19 protein-coding genes, 1 other RNA gene and 2 pseudogenes are annotated in these 23117 nt (G+C 39.3%); 17 read left to right on the plus strand and 5 right to left on the minus strand.

All coding sequences use genetic code 11. The features are described 5' to 3' along the window. Positions 1-24 precede the first annotated feature (24 nt). The 8 genes from D2C72_02160 to rnpB all read left to right on the plus strand — a co-directional run bounded on the left by D2C72_02160 (position 25) and on the right by rnpB (position 6916). Positions 25-366: a 4Fe-4S dicluster domain-containing protein gene (locus D2C72_02160; GenBank protein QEF43236.1), complete on the plus strand. Its 342-nt coding sequence runs from the start codon at positions 25-27 to the stop codon at positions 364-366. Then, entirely contained in the window at positions 366-1493 is a 1128-nt protein-coding gene (locus D2C72_02165) for a 2-oxoglutarate synthase subunit alpha (GenBank protein QEF43237.1), read from the plus strand. The genes D2C72_02160 and D2C72_02165 overlap by 1 nt, the downstream gene beginning before the upstream one ends. Position 1494: 1 nt before the next feature. Next, on the plus strand, positions 1495-2316 hold the full coding sequence (locus D2C72_02170) for a 2-oxoglutarate ferredoxin oxidoreductase subunit beta (GenBank protein QEF43238.1): 822 nt from the start codon (positions 1495-1497) through the stop codon (positions 2314-2316). After that, positions 2316-2870, plus strand: a complete 555-nt coding sequence (gene oorC, locus D2C72_02175; protein ID QEF43239.1) for a 2-oxoglutarate:acceptor oxidoreductase — start codon at positions 2316-2318, stop codon at positions 2868-2870. Before D2C72_02170 ends, oorC begins: the two co-directional genes overlap by 1 nt. Positions 2871-2978: 108 nt before the next feature. Further along, on the plus strand, positions 2979-4757 hold the full coding sequence (locus D2C72_02180; GenBank protein QEF43240.1) for an HAD family hydrolase: 1779 nt from the start codon (positions 2979-2981) through the stop codon (positions 4755-4757). Between the two features lie 156 nt (positions 4758-4913). Then, the gene (locus D2C72_02185) at positions 4914-5078 is read left to right on the plus strand and encodes a hypothetical protein (GenBank protein ID QEF43241.1); all 165 of its coding nucleotides are present in this window, start codon (positions 4914-4916) and stop codon (positions 5076-5078) included. Between the two features lie 8 nt (positions 5079-5086). Beyond that, positions 5087-6565: a disulfide bond formation protein B gene (locus D2C72_02190; protein ID QEF43242.1), complete on the plus strand. Its 1479-nt coding sequence runs from the start codon at positions 5087-5089 to the stop codon at positions 6563-6565. Positions 6566-6600: 35 nt separating this feature from the next. Continuing rightward, positions 6601-6916, plus strand: an RNA gene (gene rnpB / locus D2C72_02195) — RNase P RNA component class A. Here rnpB and D2C72_02200 read toward each other — a convergent pair. After that, positions 6906-7107 (minus strand): annotated as a pseudogene (locus tag D2C72_02200) (hypothetical protein). The gene rnpB and the pseudogene D2C72_02200 overlap by 11 nt on opposite strands. Between D2C72_02200 and D2C72_02205 the strand changes: the two are divergent. Further along, the gene (locus D2C72_02205; GenBank protein ID QEF44163.1) at positions 7019-7597 is read left to right on the plus strand and encodes a tumor necrosis factor alpha-inducing protein; all 579 of its coding nucleotides are present in this window, start codon (positions 7019-7021) and stop codon (positions 7595-7597) included. The pseudogene D2C72_02200 and the gene D2C72_02205 sit on opposite strands and share 89 nt — an antisense overlap. Positions 7598-7599: 2 nt before the next feature. Here the strand turns inward: D2C72_02205 and D2C72_02210 are convergent, their stop codons facing one another. The 4 genes and pseudogenes from D2C72_02210 to D2C72_02225 form a co-directional block, all read right to left on the minus strand. Beyond that, positions 7600-9579, minus strand: a complete 1980-nt coding sequence (locus D2C72_02210; protein ID QEF43243.1) for a PBP1A family penicillin-binding protein — start codon at positions 9577-9579, stop codon at positions 7600-7602. Beyond that, a complete protein-coding gene (locus D2C72_02215; protein QEF43244.1) occupies positions 9579-10700 on the minus strand; it encodes a pyridoxal phosphate-dependent aminotransferase family protein in 1122 nt (373 codons plus the stop codon). The genes D2C72_02210 and D2C72_02215 overlap by 1 nt, the downstream gene beginning before the upstream one ends. Positions 10701-10722: 22 nt before the next feature. Then, the gene (locus D2C72_02220) at positions 10723-12024 is read right to left on the minus strand and encodes a hemolysin (protein ID QEF43245.1); all 1302 of its coding nucleotides are present in this window, start codon (positions 12022-12024) and stop codon (positions 10723-10725) included. 71 nt (positions 12025-12095) lie between these two features. After that, a pseudogene (locus D2C72_02225) lies at positions 12096-13174 on the minus strand (ABC transporter ATP-binding protein). Between the two features lie 91 nt (positions 13175-13265). Here D2C72_02225 and D2C72_02230 point away from each other — a divergent pair. From D2C72_02230 to D2C72_02265, 8 genes are all read left to right on the plus strand, one after another. Continuing rightward, positions 13266-14798, plus strand: a complete 1533-nt coding sequence (locus D2C72_02230; protein QEF43246.1) for a flagellin A — start codon at positions 13266-13268, stop codon at positions 14796-14798. Between the two features lie 118 nt (positions 14799-14916). After that, positions 14917-15573 carry a 3-methyladenine DNA glycosylase gene (locus D2C72_02235; GenBank protein ID QEF44164.1) on the plus strand — a complete coding sequence of 219 codons (657 nt, stop codon included), beginning with the start codon at positions 14917-14919 and terminating at the stop codon, positions 15571-15573. Positions 15574-15617: 44 nt separating this feature from the next. Then, on the plus strand, positions 15618-16187 hold the full coding sequence (locus D2C72_02240; GenBank protein ID QEF44165.1) for a hypothetical protein: 570 nt from the start codon (positions 15618-15620) through the stop codon (positions 16185-16187). 65 nt (positions 16188-16252) lie between these two features. Beyond that, on the plus strand, positions 16253-17275 hold the full coding sequence (locus tag D2C72_02245; protein ID QEF43247.1) for a uroporphyrinogen decarboxylase: 1023 nt from the start codon (positions 16253-16255) through the stop codon (positions 17273-17275). Positions 17276-17283: 8 nt separating this feature from the next. Continuing rightward, positions 17284-18717, plus strand: a complete 1434-nt coding sequence (locus tag D2C72_02250; protein QEF43248.1) for a TolC family protein — start codon at positions 17284-17286, stop codon at positions 18715-18717. A gap of 9 nt (positions 18718-18726) precedes the next feature. After that, the gene (locus D2C72_02255) at positions 18727-19431 is read left to right on the plus strand and encodes an efflux RND transporter periplasmic adaptor subunit (protein ID QEF43249.1); all 705 of its coding nucleotides are present in this window, start codon (positions 18727-18729) and stop codon (positions 19429-19431) included. A 12-nt stretch (positions 19432-19443) separates the two neighbouring features. Continuing rightward, the gene (locus D2C72_02260) at positions 19444-22524 is read left to right on the plus strand and encodes an efflux RND transporter permease subunit (protein ID QEF43250.1); all 3081 of its coding nucleotides are present in this window, start codon (positions 19444-19446) and stop codon (positions 22522-22524) included. Next, entirely contained in the window at positions 22521-23090 is a 570-nt protein-coding gene (locus D2C72_02265; GenBank protein ID QEF43251.1) for an outer membrane beta-barrel protein, read from the plus strand. Before D2C72_02260 ends, D2C72_02265 begins: the two co-directional genes overlap by 4 nt. The last annotated feature ends 27 nt before the right edge of the window (positions 23091-23117 follow it).

Genomic DNA, 23117 nt, shown 5'->3' on the forward strand with positions numbered 1-23117 from the left:
AGCTTTTAGCACAAAGGAGAATGAATGGCTAAAATGAACGCTCCAGATGGGGTTGCCGTTTGGGTGAATGAAGACAGGTGTAAGGGTTGTGATATTTGTGTGTCGGTATGCCCGGCTGGGGTTCTTGGCATGGGGATTGAAAAAGAAAGGGTGCTTGGAAAAGTGGCCAAAGTAGCCTATCCAGAGAGCTGTATCGGTTGCGTGCAATGCGAGTTACACTGCCCGGATTTTGCGATTTATGTGGCTGACAGGAAGGATTTCAAATTCGCTAAAGTTTCTAAAGAAGCCCAAGAAAGAAGCGAAAAGGTTAAGGCCAATCACTACATGCTTTTAGAAGAGACTATTTTAGAAGGGAGAGGCAAATAATGCGTGAGATTATTTCTGATGGGAATGAATTAGTCGCTAAAGCGGCGATTGAAGTGGGGTGTCGGTTTTTTGGGGGCTATCCTATCACGCCAAGCTCGGATATTATGCATGCAATGAGCGTGGCTTTGCCCAAATGCGGTGGCCATTTTATCCAAATGGAAGATGAAATCAGCGGGATTAGCGTGTCTTTAGGGGCGAGCATGAGCGGGACGAAGTCTATGACAGCGAGTTCTGGTCCTGGTATTTCATTGAAAGTGGAGCAAATCGGTTATTCTTTCATGGCAGAAATCCCTTTGGTGATCGCTGATGTGATGCGTTCAGGCCCATCAACCGGGATGCCCACTCGTGTGGCTCAAGGCGATGTGAATTTTTTAAGACACCCCATACATGGGGATTTTAAAGCCGTCGCGCTCGCTCCTGCTAGTTTGGAAGAAGCTTACACAGAAACCGTTCGCGCGTTTAACCTGGCTGAAATGCTCATGACTCCTGTATTCTTGCTCATGGATGAAACCGTGGGGCATATGTATGGCAAGGTGCAAATCCCGGATTTAGAAGAAGTGCAAAAGATAACCATTAATCGTAAGGAATTTGTGGGCGATAAAAAAGACTACAAGCCTTATGGGGTTGCACAAGATGAGCCGGCTGTTTTAAACCCTTTCTTTAAAGGCTATCGCTACCATGTTTCAGGCTTGCACCATGGGCCTATTGGCTTTCCTACTGAAGACGCCAAAATCGGGGGGGATTTGATTGACAGATTATTCCATAAGATTGAATCCAAGCAAGACATTATCAATGAAAATGAGGAAATGGATCTAGAAGGTGCTGAAATTATTATCATCGCTTATGGTTCGGTTTCTCTAGCGGTTAAAGAAGCCTTGAAAGATTACAACAAAGAGAGCAAGCAAAAAGTCGGCTTTTTCAGGCCTAAAACCTTATGGCCAAGCCCGGCTAAACGCTTGAAAGAAATAGGGGACAAATACGAAAAAATCCTTGTGATTGAATTGAATAAGGGGCAGTATTTAGAAGAAATTGAAAGGGCTATGCAAAGAAAGGTGCATTTCTTTGGGCAAGCCAATGGGCGCACGATTTCGCCCAAACAAATCATCGCAAAGTTGAAGGAGTTTTAAAATGGCGTTTAATTATGATGAATATTTGCGTGTGGATAAAATACCCACTTTGTGGTGCTGGGGCTGTGGCGATGGCGTGATTTTGAAATCCATTATCCGCACGATTGACGCCTTAGGTTGGAAAATGGATGATGTGTGTTTGGTGAGCGGGATTGGTTGCAGCGGGCGCATGAGTTCGTATGTGAATTGCAACACCGTTCACACCACGCATGGTAGGGCTGTAGCGTATGCGACAGGGATTAAATTGGCTAACCCTAGTAAGCATGTGATCGTGGTTTCTGGCGATGGCGATGGCTTTGCGATTGGAGGCAATCACACCATGCACGCATGCAGAAGAAACATTGATTTGAATTTTATTTTAGTGAATAATTTCATTTATGGTTTGACCAACTCTCAAACTTCGCCCACCACGCCTAATGGCATGTGGACGGTTACGGCTCAATGGGGGAATATTGATAACCAGTTTGACCCATGCGCTTTAACCACCGCTGCAGGGGCGAGTTTTGTGGCTAGAGAGAGCGTTTTAGACCCTCAAAAATTAGAAAAAGTGCTTAAAGAAGGCTTCACGCATAAGGGCTTTAGCTTCTTTGATGTCCATAGCAATTGTCATATCAATTTAGGGCGTAAGAATAAAATGGGCGAGGCGTCTCAAATGTTAAAATGGATGGAAAGTCGGTTAGTGAGCAAACGCCAGTTTGAAGCCATGAGTCCTGAAGAAAGGGTGGATAAATTCCCTACAGGCGTTTTAAAGCATGACACGGACCGGAAAGAATATTGCGAAGCGTATCAAGAAATCATTGAAAAAGCACAAGGAAAACAATAATGGAAGCGCAGTTACGATTTACAGGCGTTGGAGGGCAAGGCGTGTTGTTAGCGGGAGAGATTTTAGCTGAAGCTAAGATTGTGAGCGGGGGCTATGGCACTAAGACTTCCACCTACACTTCGCAAGTGCGTGGAGGGCCCACTAAAGTGGATATTTTGCTAGATAAAGATGAAATCATTTTCCCTTATGCTAAAGAGGGCGAGATTGATTTCATGCTTTCAGTCGCTCAAATCAGCTACAACCAGTTTAAAAGCGACATTAAAAAAGGCGGTATCGTTGTCATTGATCCCAATCTGGTAACCCCCACTAAAGAAGATGAAGAAAAGTATCAGCTTTATAAAATCCCTATCATCAGTATCGCTAAAGATGAAGTGGGTAACATTATCACGCAATCTGTGGTGGCGCTAGCCATTACCGTGGAGCTGACTAAATGCGTGGAAGAAAATATCGTGCTAGACACCATGCTTAAAAAAGTCCCTGCAAAAGTCGCTGAAACGAACAAAAAAGCCTTTGAAATTGGCAAAAAACATGCTTTAGAAGCTTTGAAAAAATAAGGGGGTAACTCCTTATCTTATTTCTTTAGTCATAGCTTTTTCCCCTTTTTTTGTATTTTTGAAAAAAAAAAAATGATATAATGCTCAAATTTTACAAAGGATTCTTGTATGCGCAAATTTTTGGATGGGGCAAAAAGTGAGATTTTAAAATATGATGTGATTTCTTTTGATATTTTTGATACCCTTCTTCTAAGACCTTTCATTAAACCCACAGATTTATTTTTGTATATTGAGACTAAATACAATATTAAAGGTTTTCATCAAGCAAGGATTCTGGCAGAAATGCAATCTAGAAAATTAAGCAAAGAACAAGACATCACTCTAGATGAAATTTATCATCAAATCCCAAAAGAGTTTCATTCATATAAGGGAGTGGAAATCGCCACTGAAAAAGAGATGCTTATTCCAAACTTGGAGATGTTAGAACTCTATCGTTTCGCTAAAGAGAACAATAAGAGAGTGGTTATTGTATCAGATATGTATTTACCTTTAGAAGTCCTTGAAGATATTTTAATTTCTAAGGGTTTTGGTGGTTATACAAATTTCTATCTTAGTAACCATATAATGCTCACTAAACATTCAAAGGATTTGTTTAAGCATGTTTTAAAACAAGAAAATATTACTCACACGCAGATGTTGCATATCGGTGATAATTCTTGGGCAGATGACGCTATGCCTAAAAGTTTAGGTATAGCAACGCTATTTAGAAAAAGCGTGTTGAAACAATTAGAAGAAGTTTTTCCTAAATACAAAACATTTAATCCAACCAGTGTTGCGCAAAGTTTTATTTTAGGATCTTTATGCGTTTTTTATAAAAATTATATTCAAAAACATGAAAAATTTGATTATTGGTTTCTCTTGGGAGCGATGCAGGCAGGAATTGTAGCCGTTGCTTATTGCCAGTTTATCTATAAAGAGATTCACAAAAGAAATATTGATACTTTAGTGTTTGTTGCACGAGATGGTTATTTATTGCAAAAAATTTTTAATATTTTATATCCAAATTCATATAAAACTACTTATGTCTATGCTCCCAGAATTTTAAAAAAAGCGGTATTTTTAGAAGTCGTAGAGGGCGAGAGTTTGGAGATTTTGCGTATTTTAGAAGGCGAAGAAGAAATTAAAAAGAAGCAAATCACCACCAACCAACAGGCGTATGTATATCTCTATAGCAATTTTGAACATTGCCGCCATTTAGCGTTAAAATGTTTAGATAATTACAGAAGATATTTGTATTCACAAAATTTAGAGGGAAATATCGCTATTGTAGATACGATTACTTTAGGCTATTCTTCGCAAGGGTTAATCCAAAAAGCTTTAAACAAAGAAGTTTTTGGGTGCTATGTGGATCTCCTAAGAATTTTAAATCATGATTGCGTGAGTTTCTTACCTTTTTCACACCCTAAATCCATTTATTTTCATAATTGGGATTTTATGGAGTTTTTGCTAACAAGCCCTGAATACCCCATTTTAAATGTAGAAAATGGCGTTCCAATTTATCAAAAAAATGTTTCATCTTGCGAAAAACACCGCTCTAAAGCTTATGAAAAAATAGTAGAAGGGGCTGTTGGATATGCTTCATATTTTAAAGAAAGTCAAATTTCTTTAGACATTCATGATGTGATAAAGTGGGTCAATTTCTTCATTGATCATCCTAGTATTCAAGATCAAGAGCAATTTAAACAAATTTATTTTCTTCCAGATGCAACGCATAAAAACGCTCTGCCCTTGTTTTGCAACGATGTTTCTTTATTGTCTTGTATTTTAAAACCTTCACAAAGTTATGGTATATTAAAAAGAAGCCTTAGGACAAACAAGCAAGAGAGATTGTTTAAAATATTATCTCTAATTAAAAAAATCTATGAGAAGTTAAAAAAGAAATCATAAAATTGGCTCTGTTTCAATCAAATATGGATAACTAGGGCTTTCTCCCTTAAAATTCTCTCAAAAGTTATCCACTAGATATTTTTTATTTATCCAATAGTTTACTTTTTAGTTTGTTTTTGAGTATAATCCTACGAAAATTTTATTTTAAGGAATGGCATGGAGTTTTTAGGACTGCTTTTAAGTCTAGCCGCTGTTTTGATAGCGTTTAAAAAGCCTGAAAAAGAAAATTGGGCGTTTGGGATTTTGATTGTGGTGTGGTTGGTGGAGCTTATTATTTTTATAGCCCACAGCTCTAGCGTTTTGCCTAATATGAATTTATAGGAGGATACATGAATAAAGAAACCCGATTTTATAATCTTTTTTCTTTGGCGATTTTAGGGATTTTAATCTTTCCTGTGGGTTTGGCGAATTTTTATTTTGGCTATGTTTTGAAAGATTCGCCTTGCATTTTTTGCTGGGCGCTACGCATCAAAATGATTTTAATAGGGGCTGTGGCGCTTTTGGTGGTGCGTTTTGGGTTTAAGCCTAAATACATCGCCTTGCTATTACTCATGGCTGGTAGCGGGTTATATGAGGGCTTTTATTATACTGGTAGCCATGCATTAGAAGATGTAGGGCAAGGCTTTGCACTCCCTATTTTGGGATTGCACACGCAGTTTTGGGCGCTTTTTGTCTTTTTTAGCGTGGTGGTGCTTTTAGCGGTTTTGCTCTTTTTTGCCCCTAATACCCAACTTTTTAAAGATTATCCATTAAATACGCTCCAAAAAAGCGCTTTTTATGTTTTCTTTATTGTGGTGGGGTCTAACGCCGTGCAAGCGTTTTTCTCTACCGGGCCTTTCCCTTACATAGGGCAAAGCAGTCCGGTGCGTTTTTCTTGGAATTTGAAAGAATCTGTCTGGTCTATGGAAAATTGGAATGATTTTAAATCCCCATTCCCAAGAAGCGTTTTGGGCAGAAGAGATGTGGGTGAGCCTTTGAAATTGAGCGCTTTGCCTAAAGATAATGATTATGAGCATTCGCCTTTAGAAATTACAAAAGCGTTGGAGATTGGAAAAAAAGAAGAGCTTTTTTTAAAACTGAACGGAGCGATCACGGATTTGAGTTTCAATGAAGATGGGGCGATCCTTACCACAGAAAACCAAGGCCTTTATCTTGTGGGTAACGATTTAAAAACCATTCATAGCCATATGGTGCTAGATAGCTATTATAGCGCGACGGTAGGGTCGTTCGTGGGGGCGGATTTTAACGAAGATGAAAACATTGTGATCATGGGCAATAATAAAACGAGCGTAGAAATCACTCCTAACAAAAACGCTAACGCGCTTAAAAACTTCCCTTATTTTTTAGAAGGGGCTAACTCTTTTGATGAAGTGGAACGCAGCCGCTTGAAAACTTCTAGGGCGAAAAATTATTATGTTAGCGCTGCAAGAAGAGGGGCTAAATTCACTTATTTAATCAGCGCTCCTAACAAGCGTTATAAGGATTTGATTATCATCTCCATGCTTAATAGCGACAAACAGGTGCATGCGGAGTTTTTACTGGAATTAGGCAATGCCAAACTTAAAGAAAAAAGGAAACTGGGCGAGTTAGTTATCAGCGCGTTAGCTTTAAAGGATAATAAGCTTTATGCGTTCAGTAAGGAATTTAACACGCTTTTAGTCATAGACCCTACAAAAGAAGAGATTCTTGAAGTTTATGGCTTGCCTAAAGAGATTAAAAATATCAGCGCTTGTGGGTTTAGGGATAATGAGCTTATCCTTGTGAGCTATGAGAATCATAAAAATATTCTCTATACTCTTAATTTTTAAACTCTTTTAAAGCTACTTTTTTCTAATATACTAACGCATTAGAAGATGGTCGCTATTTTAGAATAGAGGAAAGTCCGGGCTACATTAGACAAAATTCCATCTAACGGATGGCTAGCGTAAGCTAAGGGAAAGTGCCACAGAAAGCAAACCGCCTTTTTAAGGTAAGGGTGAAAGGGTGGGGTAAGAGCCCACCAGAGCTAAAGCAATTTAGCTTGTTTGGGCAAACCCAATTTGTAGCAAGAAGCGCATGGTAAGTCTAAATTGATACACGCTTCGCTTGAGGAATATTGCAAAATATTTCCCAGATAAATGGCCATCCATTGACAGAACCCGGCTTATTCTAATGCTTAAAAGTTTTAATCATTTTATTTTTTTTATTTTTTACCCAATTATTGCTTAAAACCTTAAAGATTTATGTTACACTCTGTGAAATCAAAATCAAAGGGGATAAGCGTGTTAGAAAAACCTTTTTTAAAAAGCAAGCAATTGTTTTTATGCGGATTGGGTGTTTTGATGTTGCAAGCTTGCACTTGCCCAAACACTTCACAAAGAAATTCTTTTTTACAAGATGTGCCTTATTGGATGTTGCAAAATCGCAGCCAGTATATCACGCAAGGGGTGGATAGCTCGCACATTGTAGATGGTAAGAAAACAGAAGAGATAGAAAAAATCGCTACCAAAAGAGCGACAATAAGAGTGGCGCAAAATATCGTGCATAAACTCAAAGAGGCTTACCTTTCCAAATCCAACCGCATCAAGCAAAAGATCACTAATGAGATGTTCATCCAAATGACACAGCCCATTTTTGACAGCTTGATGAATGTGGATCGTTTAGGGATTTATATCAATCCTAACAATGAGGAAGTGTTTGCGTTAGTGCGTGCTCGTTCTTTTGATAAGGACGCTTTGAGCGAAGGGTTGCATAAAATGTCCTTAGACGATCAAGCGGTGAGTATCCTTGTTGCTAAAGTGGAAGAAATCTTTAAAGATTCTATCAATTACGGAGATGTTAAAGTCCCTATAGCCATGTAGGCTTAGAACAATAAGGGTTCTTCGCCATCGTCTGTTTTTTGGGGGGTGGGGGTGATGGAATTAGGGGTTGAATAGTAGGGGATTTTATCCACGATTTCTTTACGCAAGCCTTTGGGGACATCAAACTTTCTTTTTAAAGAAGGTTCAATGCTTAAAATGTTACGCATGAAATACGAATACACAGGTGCACTCACAACGCCTCCTGTCGCTCCTTTGCCAATAGGCGTGTTGTCATCTCTCCCAAACCAGATCACGCTTTGTAAGGTGGGGGTAAAGCCAATGAACCAAGCATCAATATTGTTGTTAGAACTTCCGGTTTTACCGGCGATTTCTAAACCTTTAATGCGAGCCAAACTCCCTGTGCCGTTTTCTACCGCATTCATCAGCACTGAAAGGGTTAAAAACGCCTGCTCTTTAGAGGTGATCTTTTTGGTTTCAATGGGCGTGAAAGTTTTGACATCGTTTTGTTGGTTAGTGATGCTTTCAATGAGCATGGGTTTGAGCATGGTGCCGTAATTAGAAAATAAAGAATACTTTTCGGCCGCTTCAATCGGTGAGATAGCAAAGCTCCCTAACACAATAGACAAGTCTTTAGGGAGGTTTTTAAACCCCATATCGCTTAAAGATTGATAAATTTTTTCAAAGCCAAGCTGATCGCTTAAATTGATCGTGGCTAGATTTAACGAATGGCTTAAGGCTTCTTGCAAGGTTACAAGCCCTAAAAACTTGCGAGAATAATTGCTAGGGTGCCATGCGTGGTTTTGTTCGCTGTTTTTACTATAATTGCCATTTTCAAAGTTTCGCGCGGTATCAGGGATTTTAGAAGTCGTGGAATAGCCATTATCAAAAGCGATTTGATACACAAAGGGCTTTATCGCACTCCCAAACTGCCGTTTAGCTTGCGTGGCACGATTGAAAGCGCTTTTTTTATAATCAATCCCCCCCACTAAAGCTAAAATCTTACCGGTGCTTGTGTCTGTAACTATCATGCTAGCGTTCAAGTTGTCTTCATCTTCATTAGAGGCGTTAGTTTTTGGCTTTTCTTTAGCGATTTTTTCTAAGATTTTTTGATGCCCAAAACGCAAGGACTCTAACGCTAAGCGTTGGTAATCCAAATCTATCGTGAGCTTTATGGTATAGCCTTGAGTTTTTAACCCATCTAATTGATCCAATTGTTTCAACACTTCGTCCACGACATAGGGAGCGATATTTTGCGTGGAAGTCTGGTTATAGACGATTGGCACTTCATTGAGAGCGGATTTGAGCTCGTTAGAAGAAATCCAGCCTAAAGAATACAACCGCCTTAAAATATCATTAGCCCTAGAGAGTGAAAATTCTAAATTTTTGGTAGGGTCATAAAAACTCGGAGCTCTGGGCAAGGCGACTAACATGGTGATTTCTTTAAGCGTGAGTTTGTCAAGGGGTTTTTTAAAATACCCTAAACTTGCGGTTTTCACGCCATAATACCCATGTCCAAAAAAAGTTTGGTTCAAATAACGCTCTAAAATTTCTTCTTTGCTTAAGACTTTTTCAATGCGTATGGAGATGATAGCTTCTTTGAGCTTTCTGGTCAGAGTTTTTTCTCGTGTGAGCACCATGTTTTTAACGAGTTGTTGGGTTAGGGTGCTACCCCCTTCAGTGTAACGACCGCTTTTAGCGTTTTTAATCATAGCGCGCATGATAGCGTCCAAATTGATCCCCCCATGCTCAAAAAAGAGGGTGTCTTCTACCGCTAAAAGGCTTTCAACAAATCGTGGGGGGATTTCTTCAAAACGCGCATAAAAACGAAATTCCTTATCATAAATATTAGCGATCAAACGCCCTTTTCGGTCTAAAATCTGTGAAGCGACGCCCGGGCGATAATCTTTGATTTTAGCAATATCCTTATCCGTAGTTACCCAAACTTGAGCGATAAGAATGGCCAATAACCCTATGATAATCAAAAATAAAACGATAAAACCATAAAAAATCTTTTTTAGCATTAACCACTCTTAAAAGAAGATTGTATTTTAGAATAATCTAAAAGGGTGTTTGCAAGCTCTTTAGTGTCTTCTAAGCTGTTTTTGAGGGACAAAGAGACTCGTAAAAGCGGTTTAGAAACCGTAGGAGGGCGGATAGCTCCCACTAAAAACCCTTTTTCTTTCAAAAAATGATGAGCGTTTAAAAGAGCGGGATTGTTTTCAAATTCTAGAGTAAAAAATCCTGCGAGCGTTCTAATACCTAAGGTTTCAAAAATAATCTGTTGGTGTTTGCTAAGCTCATTTTTTAATTCTTGTTTTTGCGCGATAAAGTATTCTAAATGGGCTAAAGTTAAAGCGGTGTCTAACAGGCTTAAAGCGGTGGTGTAAATCACGCTTTTAGCGCGATTGGTTAAAAACTCTATGACTTGTAAAGGGGCTAAAATACACGCCCCATAGCTCGCAAGGGCTTTAGAAAAAGTGCTGAGCTTAATGATTTTATCTTTTTCTTTGATGCGATGATATTCTAAAAAACCCAATAAATTCTCGCCGATAGTCCCAAAACTATGGGCTTCATCTACGATTAAAAAAGCGTTAGGAATCTCTTGAATAATTTCATAAAAATCATAGGGAGCGACGCTCGCATCCATAGAATAAACCCCTTCAATGGCTATGAATTTGAGCTTGTTTTTAGGGGCGTTAAAGAGTTTTTGTTGTAAATCCTTAGCGTCATTGTGCGAGAAAAAAACCACTTGATTAGGCTTAGTTTTGGTGCTAAAAATCCCGCTTGCATGGTAGTGTGCGTCCATGAATAAGAGGGCGTTTTTGACTAAAAGGGTGTCTATTAAAGCCAGATTGCCCAAAAAACCACTCCCCACTAAAAGAGCGCTTTCAAATTCTAACAAATCCGCTAATCGTTCTTCTAACTCTGCATGCAAAGAGTGGTAGCCATTCACTAGCATGGAAGCCTTGGGGGAATGAGCGTTAAAGGATTGGAGCTTATTAAAAGCGTTTTCAAGCAAGTCTTTTTTAACGCTCAAACCCAAATAATCATTAGAAGCGTAATCCTTTAATAAAGGGTCAAACAATTCTCTTTTGCGGTATCGTTTGGCATGGTGTAGGGCTTCTAAAGATTTAGAAAACATCAAAACACTTCATTGAATAAAATCATTCGCCTTTTTGAATTTTTTCAATGATTTTATTGAGTTCGTCTTGTTTTTCGTAAAACATCTTATCAATATTTTCTTTAACATGTTTAGCGCTATCTTCCATTAAATGCACTTTATGCTCTAGGTATTTTGAATCGGTAATGTGATCTTCTTGAACGGCTTTAACCAAATCATTAGCTTCAGCATGCACGCTCGCATGGTGGCTTTCTAAATCTCTATAGCCTGAAGTGTTAGCAAAGTTTTCTTTGCCCGCACCCTCATAATACCATTTGCCTAAACGGCAATTCTTATGGCTAGTAATATCAAAGGAATTGAGGCCAAAAACCATGCCATAAAGATTGTTTTTAAAGACCACATGATCGAGTTTGGCTAGACCGCAAAACACCCGGTTATTGATATTGTAGATGGTGTATTTTGCGGCTTGCGCGACAATCATGTTATTTTTTACGGTGGATTTAAGCTCTTCTACATCACCCTTAATAGAGCCTACAATAGAATTAATATCGTGGGTGTTGGTTTGAATATCGTTGGCTTCTTGTTGCATGCTTTTAACGACGACAGCGATTTCTTTAGTGGCTTTTTGGGTTTTTTCAGCGAGCTTTCTCACCTCATCAGCCACCACCGCAAACCCTCTCCCATGCTCGCCCGCTCGTGCGGCCTCAATAGCGGCGTTTAGGGCTAAGAGATTGGTTTGTTCTGCAATATCATCAATCAAAGAAATGACTTGAGTGATTTCATTGCTCCGTTGGTTGAGGGAGTCCGCTAACGAAGTGGCGTTTTGCATCTTTTCATAAAGCGATTCAATGTCTTGACCCGTTTTATTAACGGTTATTAACCCTTCATTAGAATGCTCTTCACCATTTTTAGCCGCATTCAAGAGCAAGCCTGTTTCTTGATGGAAATACTGCATGCTTTCTTGCGCGTTCTCTAAGCCTTCTTTTAAGCTCGTGCAAAAAGTCTTAAACAAATCATTTTTATGGTATTCCCCCACACCCCCTGTTTTTTTAGCTAGGGAAAAATACTGCACGCCATCAATATTTTGGCTTTTTAAAGAATAAGAAACCCCTTGTAAATTAACGCTCTCTGCGTTTTCTTTAAAATGAACGCTTTGTTCTTCTAAATTGTTTAAACTTGCAAGATTCCCGCTTTTAAAAACGACTTTATTGTTTTTAATACCTACAAAACCCTCATGCAAGCACAAATTTAAAAGGCTTTGATAGAGATTGACTTCCTTTTTTAACTCCGTAATTTCAGAATCTTTTTGACTGATTTGAAGCTGTAACTGCTTATTCCCAAACATGGTGGCATTCCTTATTTAAATTTGAATCTTTTGAGATTATACCCAAAATTACCAAACATTTTAAGCGCTCGCTAGTATTGTTGTTTCAAAAACAATTCGTAAAATAATCCCTGTTTTTTCATAAGGGTTTCAAAGTTGCCCTGTTCTATTAGTTTGCCTTGATCTAACACGATAATTTCATCAGCTTGCTTGACACTATTCATGCGGTGTGTAATAATTAAAGCCATCTTAGATTGCGATTTTTTAAAAATAAAATCTAAAAACTCTTTTTCCATAATAGGATCGATGGCGCTGCTTGGCTCATCTAAAACAATGCAATTACTTGGTTTTAAAAAGGCTCTTATGGTAGCTATGCGTTGCTTTTGACCTAAAGAAAAATCTACCCCATTATATTGCGCTCCAAATAGTGTGTTGTTGCAATCATTAAGACAATTTTGAAAATTCTCATCAAAAGATTTTAGTATTTCTCTTTTTTGCTTTAATTGCTCTTTAGTGATATTGTTTTGCATAAAAAGATTATCATCAATGCTATACCCAGCATAAAGAGAAAAATCTTGAAATATGGCGCTCATTTGTTGATGGTAGCTATTTAGTTCCAAGTCTTGCAATGGGTATTTGTTATTAATGATAATTTGACCTGAATTTGGGGTATAAAAACCTAACATAACAATAAATTAATCAGCGTGCTTTTCCCGCTAGCATTCCTACCGACTAATGCATAAAATTCAAACTCTAAGGATCTATCTTTTCGTTAGGGTTTAGAGCGATTTGGTTCATCGCATTCAAATGAAAAATTTTTTCCGTCAAACTTTCTGAGAACAAGACCTGATTGTTTGCACAATTCCAATGCTTTATTAAGCTTTTGATTTTTTATCTCTTCCAATTGTTTAATATTCGCATCAAGATAGGCTTCATAGGTTTCTTCTGTCATTATAGTTACTCCAAATGTTAAAATTATATAGCCTTTATCTTGATGATAGGCTTTAAGCATAACAAAGATCACTAAAGCATAAACACCTAAAAGCGCTAATAACCAAAGAGTTATTTTGCTTGTTATGTATAATGCTTTTTTCACTTCAATACCTATTTGGGTGTAAATTTTCTCTATTATATCTCAATTTTGCGCCTCTTTAAATTTCGCTTTTAAAATAAAGCCCTTTAAAATTTCAAACTTTAACCGATTATAGTTCCAACCAAAAGCAAGGATGCCTTTGGGTTTTTTATAACAAGGAGTTACAACAATGGCTTTTCAGGTCAATACAAATATCAATGCGATGAATGCGCATGTGCAATCCGCACTCACTCAAAATGCGCTTAAAACTTCATTGGAGAGATTGAGTTCAGGTTTAAGGATTAATAAGGCGGCTGATGACGCATCAGGCATGACGGTGGCGGATTCTTTGCGTTCACAAGCGAGCAGTTTGGGTCAAGCGATTGCCAACACGAATGACGGCATGGGGATTATCCAAGTTGCGGATAAGGCTATGGATGAGCAGTTAAAGATCTTAGACACCGTTAAGGTTAAAGCGACTCAAGCGGCTCAAGACGGGCAAACTACAGAATCTCGTAAAGCGATTCAATCTGACATCGTTCGTTTGATTCAAGGTTTAGACAATATCGGTAACACGACTACTTATAACGGGCAAGCGTTATTGTCTGGCCAATTCACTAACAAAGAATTCCAAGTAGGGGCTTATTCTAACCAAAGCATTAAAGCTTCTATCGGCTCTACCACTTCAGATAAAATCGGTCAAGTTCGTATCGCTACGGGTGCGTTAATCACGGCTTCTGGGGATATTAGCTTGACTTTTAAACAAGTGGATGGCGTGAATGATGTAACTTTAGAGAGCGTAAAAATCTCTAGTTCAGCAGGCACGGGGATCGGCGTGTTAGCGGAAGTGATTAACAAGAACTCTAACCAAACAGGGGTTAGAGCTCATGCGAGCGTTATCACCACGAGCGATGTGGCGGTCCAGTCAGGAAGTTTGAGTAATTTAACCTTAAACGGGATTCGTTTGGGCAATATCGCAGACATTAAGAAAAACGACTCAGACGGAAGGTTAGTTGCAGCGATCAATGCGGTTACTTCAGAAACCGGCGTGGAAGCTTATACGGATCAAAACGGGCGCTTGAATTTGCGCAGTTTAGATGGTCGTGGGATTGAAATCAAAACCGATAGCGTCAGTAATGGGCCTAGCGCTTTAACGATGGTTAATGGTGGTCAGGATTTAACAAAAGGCTCTACTAACTACGGAAGGCTTTCTCTCACACGATTAGACGCTAAGAGCATCAATGTCGTTTCGGCTTCTGACTCACAGCATTTAGGTTTTAGTGCGATTGGTTTTGGGGAATCTCAAGTGGCAGAAACCACGGTGAATTTGCGCGATGTTACTGGGAATTTTAACGCTAATGTCAAATCAGCTAGTGGCGCGAACTATAACGCCGTGATCGCTAGCGGTAATCAAAGCTTGGGATCTGGGGTTACAACCTTAAGAGGCGCGATGGTGGTGATTGATATTGCCGAATCAGCGATGAAAATGTTGGATAAAGTCCGCTCTGATTTAGGTTCTGTGCAAAATCAAATGATTAGCACCGTGAATAACATCAGCATCACTCAAGTGAATGTTAAAGCGGCTGAATCTCAAATCAGGGATGTGGATTTTGCTGAAGAGAGTGCGAATTTCAACAAAAACAACATTTTGGCGCAATCAGGCAGCTATGCGATGAGTCAAGCCAACACCGTCCAACAAAATATCTTAAGGCTTTTAACTTAGTTTTAAGAAAGGTGTTTGTATGGGGCTAACGCTTTAAGCGTTGGCTTTTCGCTTTAATTTTTACTTCTTTTTCAATAAAATACTCTTTTTTTATTTCTTTTTATTACAGGCGGTTATTGTGTTGGATAGTTTTGAGATTTTAAAGGCTTTAAAGAGTTTGGATTTATTGAAAAACGCCCCTGCTTGGTGGTGGCCTAACGCTTTGAAATTTGAAGCTCTACTAGGGGCGGTTTTAACGCAAAATACTAAATTTGAAGCCGTTTTGAAATCTTTAGAAAATTTAAAAAACGCTTTCATTTTAGAAAATGATGATGAAATCAATCTTAGAAAAATCGCTTATATAGAGTTTTCAAAGCTTGCAGAGTGTGTCCGCCCTAGCGGGTTTTATAACCAAAAAGCCAAACGACTGATTGATTTGAGTAAGAATATTTTAAAAGACTTTCAAAGTTTTGAAAATTTTAAACAAGAAGTAACCAGAGAGTGGCTTTTAGACCAAAAGGGCGTTGGCAAAGAAAGTGCGGATGCGATTTTATGCTATGCGTGCGCTAAAGAAGTGATGGTGGTGGATAAATATAGCTATCTTTTTTTAAAAAAAATAGGCATAGAGATAGAAGATTATGACGAATTGCAGCATTTTTTTGAAAAAGGCGTTCAAGAGAATTTAAATGCCGCCTTAGCGCTTTATGAAAATAGCATTTCTTTAGCGCAACTTTATGCGAGATTCCATGGAAAGATTGTGGAATTTTCCAAACAAAAATTGGAATTAAAACTTTGATTTTTAGATTTTTTTTAATTTTAAGCCTTTTAAAAGGCGTTTTACTGGCCAAAAAGGATTGGAATTTTTTCAAACCTTTAGAGCCTACTAAAAAATATTTTGGCTCTTTTAAAATCGGCTATCTTTACCAGCATGCAGAAACGACTAAAAGATCCCCCATCCGCCCTAAAAACCGCTCTCCTATTTTAATGGATAAAACTTACCATGACGCTTCTTTAGGCTTTCAGGTAGGGTATGTTTTAAAAAAGAATGCTTTATTAGGGGGGTATTTGGATGCAGGAATGGGCGATTCGTATTTCATGAGCGCTGGGTTTATGGCTGGGGTTAGGCTTTTTAGGGGGTGGGTTATCCCTAAAATCGCCTTAGGCTATCAGCTTCAAATTTTAGGGGCTAAGATTGATAAGTATCAATTCAATATCCAATCAGCAGTGGGGAGCGTGGGCTTGTTTTTCAATGCGGCTAAAAATTTTGGCTTGAGTATAGAAGCAAGGGGCGGTATTCCCTTTTATTTTATCCAAAGTAAATTCTCTAAAGCCTTTGGCACGCCACGATTGAACATCTATTCTATCGGTATCACTTTCACCTTTTATGACTTTACGAGATTTTTAGGGTAAAATATTCATTTTAAAAAACAATTATAGAGTATAAAAACCATAATCAGACAAACCTTTAAGGATTTATGATGATTTTCATTGACGCATGTTTTAGAAAGGAAACACCTTACACGCCCATTTGGATGATGAGGCAAGCGGGGCGTTACCTTAGCGAATACCAAGAGAGCCGTAAAAAAGCGGGGAGCTTCTTGGAATTGTGTAAAAATAGCGATTTAGCCACAGAAGTTACCCTACAGCCGGTAGAGATTTTGGGCGTGGATGCGGCTATTTTGTTTAGCGATATTTTAGTAGTGCCTTTGGAAATGGGCTTGAATTTGGAGTTTATCCCCAAAAAGGGGCCGCATTTTTTAGAGACGATTACGGATTTAAAAAGCGTGGAAAGCCTAAAAGTAGGGGCTTATAAACAGCTAAACTATGTCTATGATACGATTTCTCAAACGCGCCAAAAGCTTTCTAAAGAGAAAGCGTTAATCGGTTTTTGCGGATCGCCTTGGACTTTAGCGACTTACATGATAGAAGGCGAGGGGAGCAAATCGTATGCCAAAAGCAAGAAAATGCTTTATAGCGAGCCTGAAGTTTTAAAAGCGCTTTTAGAAAAATTAAGCCTTGAATTGATAGAGTATTTGAGCCTTCAAATCCAAGCAGGGGTCAATGCGGTGATGATCTTTGACTCATGGGCTAGCGCTTTAGAAAAAGAAGCGTATTTGAAATTCAGTTGGGATTATTTGAAAAAAATCTCTAAAGAGCTTAAAAAACGCTACCCCCATATTCCGGTTATCCTTTTCCCTAAAGGGATTGGCGCTTATTTGGATAGCATAGATGGGGAATTTGATGTGTTTGGCGTGGATTGGGGCACGCCTTTAGAAGCGGCAAAAAAGATTTTAGGCGGTAAGTATGTTTTGCAAGGGAATTTAGAGCCAACGCGCCTCTATGATAAAAACGCTTTAGAAGAAGGCGTTGAAAGGATTTTAAAAATCATGGGCAATCGAGGGCATATTTTCAATTTAGGGCATGGGATGCTGCCGGATTTGCCCAGAGAAAACGCGAAGTATTTAGTGCAATTAGTGCATGCTAAAACCAGGCGATAGGGGGACTTATGAATACTATTATAAGATGCATGAGCTTATTAGGCTTATGTGTTACTCTCACTCTAGCGCAAACCCCCTCTAAAACCCCCGATGAAATCAAGCAAATCCTTAACAATTATAGCCATAAGAATTTAAGACTCATTGATCCGCCGACAAGTTCTTTAGAAGCGACACCGGGTTTTTTACCCTCGCCCAAAGAAACAGCGACTACGATCAATCAAGAGATCGCTAAATACCATGAAAAAAGCGATAAGGCCGCTTTGGGGCTTTATGAATTGCTTAAGGGGGCTACCACCAATCTCAGTTTGCAAGCGCAAGAACTCAGTGTCAAGCAAGCGATGAAAAACCACACCATCGCCAAAGCGATGTTTTTGCCCACTTTGAACGCGAGTTATAACTTTAAAAATGAAAACAGGGATACCCCAAACTTTAAGCATTATAACACGCAACAACTCCAAGCTCAAGTTACATTGAATGTGTTTAATGGCTTTAGCGATGTGAATAATGTCAAAGAAAAGTCTGCGACTTACCGATCCACTGTGGCTAATTTAGAGTATAGCCGCCAGAGCGTGTATTTGCAAGTGGTGCAACAATACTATGAGTATTTTAATAACCTCGCTCGCATGATCGCTTTACAAAAGAAATTGGAGCAAATCCAAACGGACATTAAAAGGGTTACCAAACTCTATGACAAAGGGCTAACGACGATTGATGATTTGCAAAGCTTAAAAGCGCAAGGGAATTTGAGCGAATACGATATTTTGGACATGCAATTCGCTTTGGAGCAAAACCGCTTGACTTTGGAGTATCTTACTAATCTCAATGTGAAAAATTTAAAAAAGACCACGATTGATGCGCCTAATTTGCAATTGAGAGAAAGGCAAGACTTGGTTTCTTTAAGGGAGCAAATTTCTGCGCTCAAATACCAAAACAAGCAACTCAATTATTACCCCAAGATAGATGTGTTTGACTCATGGCTTTTTTGGATCCAAAAACCCGCTTACGCTTTGGGGGGTTTTGGGAACTTCTTCCCGGGTCAGCAAAACACGGCTGGGGTTACTGCGACTTTGAATATTTTTGATGATATAGGCTTGAGCTTGCAAAAACAATCCATCATGTTAGGCCAATTAGCGAATGAAAAGAATTTAGCGTATAAAAAGCTAGAGCAAGAAAAAGACGAACAGCTTTACAGAAAGTCGCTTGATATTGCTAGAGCCAAGATTGAATCTTCAAAGGCTAGTTTGGATGCGGCTAATCTTTCTTTTGCCAATATTAAAAGGAAATACGACGCTAATTTAGTGGATTTCACCACTTATTTAAGGGGCTTAACCACGCGCTTTGATGCAGAAGTGGCTTACAATTTAGCGCTCAACAATTATGAAGTGCAAAAAGCCAATTACATTTTCAACAGCGGGCATAAAATAGACGACTATGTGCATTAAGGGATAAAAATGATACGAAAAATTTTAATAGGACTTTTTTTGAGTTTTTTGAGCATGGAAGCTGGCGAAAAAGTGTATGCGATTTTCAACGTGAAAGCGGTGCAAGATTCCAAGCTCACCTTAGACAGCACAGGGATTGTGGATAGCATTAAGGTTACTGAGGGGAGCGTGGTCAAAAAGGGCGATGTTTTGTTGCTTTTGTATAATCAAGACAAACAGGCTCAAAGCGATTCCACCGAGCAACAACTCATTTTCGCTAAAAAGCAATACCAACGATACAGCAAAATTGGGGGTGCTGTGGATAAAAACACTCTAGAGGGTTATGAGTTCACTTACAGGCGTTTGGAATCGGATTACGCTTATTCTATTGCGGTATTGAATAAAACCATTTTAAGAGCCCCTTTTGATGGCGTGATAGCGAGTAAAAACATTCAAGTGGGCGAAGGGGTGAGCGCGAATAACACGGTGTTATTGAGACTAGTCAGCCATGCTAGGAAATTGGTTATTGAATTTGATTCTAAATATATTAATGCAGTCAAAGTGGGGGATACTTACACTTATTCTATAGATGGGGATTCCAATCAGCATGAAGCTAAAATCACTAAGATTTACCCCACGGTTGATGAAAACACCAGGAAAGTGAGCGCTGAAGCCCTTTTATCTAAGCCTATGGCAGTGGGGCTTTTTGGCGATGGGTTTATCCAAACGAAATAATAGGATATTTTGATGTATAAAACAGCGATTAATCGTCCTATTACGACCTTGATGTTTGCTTTGGCGATTGTCTTTTTTGGGACTATGGGGTTTAAAAAATTGAGCGTGGCGCTTTTCCCTAAAATTGACTTGCCTACGGTGGTGGTTACTACGACTTATCCTGGGGCTAGTGCTGAAATCATAGAAAGTAAGGTAACCGATAAGATTGAAGAAGCGGTGATGGGGATTGATGGGATCAAAAAGGTTACTTCCACGAGTTCTAAAAATGTGAGTATCGTCGTCATTGAATTTGAATTAGAAAAACCTAATGAAGAAGCCCTAAACGATGTGATGAATAAAATTTCTTCGGTGCGTTTTGATGACTCCAACATTAAAAAACCCTCTATCAATAAATTTGATACCGACAGCCAAGCCATTATTTCATTGTTTGTGAGCAGTTCAAGCGTGCCAGCTACAACCCTTAATGACTACGCTAAAAACACCATTAAACCCATGCTCCAAAAAATCAATGGGGTAGGGGGCGTGCAGCTCAACGGCTTTAGGGAGCGCCAGATTAGGATTTATGCGGATCCCACTTTGATGAATAAATACAATCTCACTTATGCTGATCTTTTCAGCACGCTTAAAGCGGAGAATGTGGAAATTGATGGGGGGCGCATTGTCAATAGCCAAAGGGAATTGTCTATTTTAGTGAATGCGAATAGTTATAGCGTTGCGGATGTGGAAAAGATCCAAGTGGGTAACCATGTGCGTCTTGGCGATATTGCAAAAATTGAAATCGGTTTGGAAGAAGACAACACTTTTGCGAGCTTTAAAGACAAACCCGGTGTGATTTTAGAAATCCAAAAGATTGCCGGAGCGAATGAAATTGAAATCGTGGATAGGGTGTATGAAGCGTTAAAACACATTCAAGCCATTAGCCCTAGCTATGAAATCAGACCCTTTTTAGACACCACGAGCTATATCCGCACCTCTATTGAAGACGTGAAATTTGATCTAATCTTAGGGGCGATTTTAGCGGTTTTAGTGGTGTTTGCGTTCTTGCGTAACGGCACGATCACCCTCGTTTCAGCGATCTCTATCCCTATTTCTATCATGGGGACTTTTGCGCTCATCCAATGGATGGGCTTTTCATTAAACATGCTCACCATGGTGGCTTTAACGCTAGCGATAGGGATTATCATTGATGATGCGATTGTGGTGATTGAAAACATCCATAAAAAGCTAGAAATGGGCATGAGCAAACGCAAAGCGAGCTATGAGGGGGTGAGGGAAATTGGCTTTGCTCTAGTGGCGATTTCAGCGATGCTGCTCTCTGTGTTTGTGCCTATAGGGAACATGAAAGGCATTATCGGGCGCTTTTTCCAAAGTTTTGGGATCACGGTGGCTTTAGCGATCGCTCTATCGTATGTGGTGGTCGTTACGATTATCCCTATGGTAAGCTCAGTGGTGGTCAATCCCAGGCATTCTCGTTTTTACGTGTGGAGTGAGCCTTTTTTTAAGGCTTTAGAGTCTCGTTATACCAGATTGCTCCAATGGGTATTAAACCACAAGCTCATTATCTTTATAGCGGTGGTTTTGGTGTTTGTGGGTTCGCTTTTTGTGGCTTCTAAATTGGGTATGGAGTTCATGCTGAAAGAAGATAGGGGGAGGTTTTTAGTGTGGCTTAAGGCTAAACCGGGCGTGAGCATAGATTACATGACGCAAAAGAGTAAGATCTTTCAAAAAGCGATTGAAAAACATGATGAAGTGGAATTCACCACCTTGCAAGTGGGTTATGGCACCACACAAAACCCTTTTAAGGCTAAGATTTTTGTGCAGCTCAAGCCTTTAAAAGAGCGCAAAAAAGAGGGTGAATTGGGGCAATTTGAGTTGATGAGCGTTTTAAGGAAAGAGTTGAGAAGCTTGCCTGAAGCTAAAGGTTTAGATACTATTAATCTTTCTGAAGTCTCGCTTTTAGGTGGCGGTGGGGATAGTTCGCCTTTTCAAACTTTTGTGTTTTCCCATTCTCAAGAAGCGGTGGATAAAAGCGTGGCGAATTTGAAAAAATTCTTATTGGAAAGCCCTGAGTTAAAAGGCAAGATTGAAGGCTATCATACGAGCACGAGCGAATCGCAACCGCAACTGCAACTCAAAATCTTAAGACAAAACGCCAACAAATACGGCGTGAGTGCTCAAACCATTGGAGCAGTGGTGAGCTCTGCTTTCTCTGGGACTTCTCAAGCGAGCGTGTTCAAAGAAGATGGTAAAGAATACGACATGATCATTAGAGTGCCTGATGACAAGCGCGTTTCTGTAGAAGACATCAAACGCTTGCAAGTGCGTAATAAATACGATAAATTGATGTTTTTAGACGCTTTAGTGGAAATCGCAGAAACTAAAAGCCCGTCCAGTATTTCTCGTTATAACCGCCAACGCAGCGTTACGGTGCTCGCTCAACCTAAAGCGGGTATCTCTTTAGGGGAAATTTTAACGCAAGTGAGTAAAAACACTAAAGAATGGCTGGTTGAAGGGGCGAATTACAGATTTACCGGTGAAGCGGATAACGCTAAAGAGACTAATGGGGAGTTTTTGATCGCTTTAGCGACAGCGTTTGTGTTGATCTATATGATTTTAGCGGCGTTGTATGAGTCTATTTTAGAGCCTTTTATCATCATGGTTACCATGCCTTTAAGCTTTTCAGGGGCATTTTTCGCTCTAGGTTTAGTGCATCAGCCTTTGAGCATGTTCTCTATGATAGGCTTGATCTTGCTCATTGGTATGGTGGGTAAAAACGCCACGCTTTTAATTGATGTGGCGAATGAAGAGCGTAAAAAAGGTTTGAATATCCAAGAAGCTATTTTATTTGCCGGCAAAACCCGTCTAAGACCGATTTTAATGACGACCATTGCGATGGTTTGCGGCATGCTGCCTTTAGCGTTGGCGAGCGGGGATGGAGCGGCGATGAAATCCCCTATAGGGATTGCGATGAGTGGGGGCTTAATGATTTCTATGGTGTTAAGCTTACTCATTGTGCCGGTGTTTTATCGTTTGCTCGCTCCCATAGATGATAAAATCAAGCGGTTTTATCAAAACCAAAAAGCTTTAGAATGAAAAAGATTGTTTTCATTTTGGCTCTATGGGTGGGTTTGTTAGGGGCGTTTGAGCCTAAAAAAAGTCATATTTATTTTGGGGCTATGGTGGGTTTAGCCCCCATTAAAATAACCCCAAAACCGGCTAGTGATTCTTCCTATACGGCTTTTTTATGGGGGGCTAAAGGGGGGTATCAATTCGCTTTTTTTAAAGCTTTAGCGTTAAGGGGTGAATTTTCCTACCTTATGGCAATCAAACCCACCGCATTGCACACGATTAACACTTCTTTATTGAGCTTAAATATGGACGTGTTAAGCGATTTTTACACTTATAAAAAATATAGCTTTGGGGTGTATGGGGGGCTTGGGATAGGGTATTTTTATCAAAGCAACCATTTAGGCATGAAAAATAGTTCGTTTATGGGTTATAACGGGCTAATTAATGTAGGGCTTGGCAGCACGATCGATCGCCACCACCGCATAGAGCTTGGGGCTAAAATCCCTTTTTCAAAGACTAGAAATTCTTTTAAAAATTCTTATTTTTTAGAGAGCGTTTTTATCCATGCGGCTTATAGTTATATGTTTTAAGAGAGAATAAAAAATAGCCTATTGGTG

The organism is Helicobacter pylori, assembly GCA_008032955.1.
In the GTDB taxonomy this organism is placed as follows: domain Bacteria; phylum Campylobacterota; class Campylobacteria; order Campylobacterales; family Helicobacteraceae; genus Helicobacter; species Helicobacter pylori_DC.

Coding starts and splice junctions, on each gene's coding strand:
- D2C72_02185 (QEF43241.1), top strand. CDS start 4,914: ATGGAGTTTTTAGGACTGCTTTTAAGTCTAGCCGCTGTTTTGATAGCG.
- D2C72_02165 (QEF43237.1), top strand. CDS start 366: ATGCGTGAGATTATTTCTGATGGGAATGAATTAGTCGCTAAAGCGGCG.
- D2C72_02220 (QEF43245.1), bottom strand. CDS start 12,024: ATGTTTGGGAATAAGCAGTTACAGCTTCAAATCAGTCAAAAAGATTCT.
- oorC (QEF43239.1), top strand. CDS start 2,316: ATGGAAGCGCAGTTACGATTTACAGGCGTTGGAGGGCAAGGCGTGTTG.
- D2C72_02250 (QEF43248.1), top strand. CDS start 17,284: ATGAATACTATTATAAGATGCATGAGCTTATTAGGCTTATGTGTTACT.
- D2C72_02245 (QEF43247.1), top strand. CDS start 16,253: ATGATGATTTTCATTGACGCATGTTTTAGAAAGGAAACACCTTACACG.
- D2C72_02190 (QEF43242.1), top strand. CDS start 5,087: ATGAATAAAGAAACCCGATTTTATAATCTTTTTTCTTTGGCGATTTTA.
- D2C72_02265 (QEF43251.1), top strand. CDS start 22,521: ATGAAAAAGATTGTTTTCATTTTGGCTCTATGGGTGGGTTTGTTAGGG.
- D2C72_02210 (QEF43243.1), bottom strand. CDS start 9,579: ATGCTAAAAAAGATTTTTTATGGTTTTATCGTTTTATTTTTGATTATC.
- D2C72_02170 (QEF43238.1), top strand. CDS start 1,495: ATGGCGTTTAATTATGATGAATATTTGCGTGTGGATAAAATACCCACT.
- D2C72_02255 (QEF43249.1), top strand. CDS start 18,727: ATGATACGAAAAATTTTAATAGGACTTTTTTTGAGTTTTTTGAGCATG.
- D2C72_02180 (QEF43240.1), top strand. CDS start 2,979: ATGCGCAAATTTTTGGATGGGGCAAAAAGTGAGATTTTAAAATATGAT.
- D2C72_02215 (QEF43244.1), bottom strand. CDS start 10,700: ATGTTTTCTAAATCTTTAGAAGCCCTACACCATGCCAAACGATACCGC.
- D2C72_02230 (QEF43246.1), top strand. CDS start 13,266: ATGGCTTTTCAGGTCAATACAAATATCAATGCGATGAATGCGCATGTG.
- D2C72_02160 (QEF43236.1), top strand. CDS start 25: ATGGCTAAAATGAACGCTCCAGATGGGGTTGCCGTTTGGGTGAATGAA.
- D2C72_02260 (QEF43250.1), top strand. CDS start 19,444: ATGTATAAAACAGCGATTAATCGTCCTATTACGACCTTGATGTTTGCT.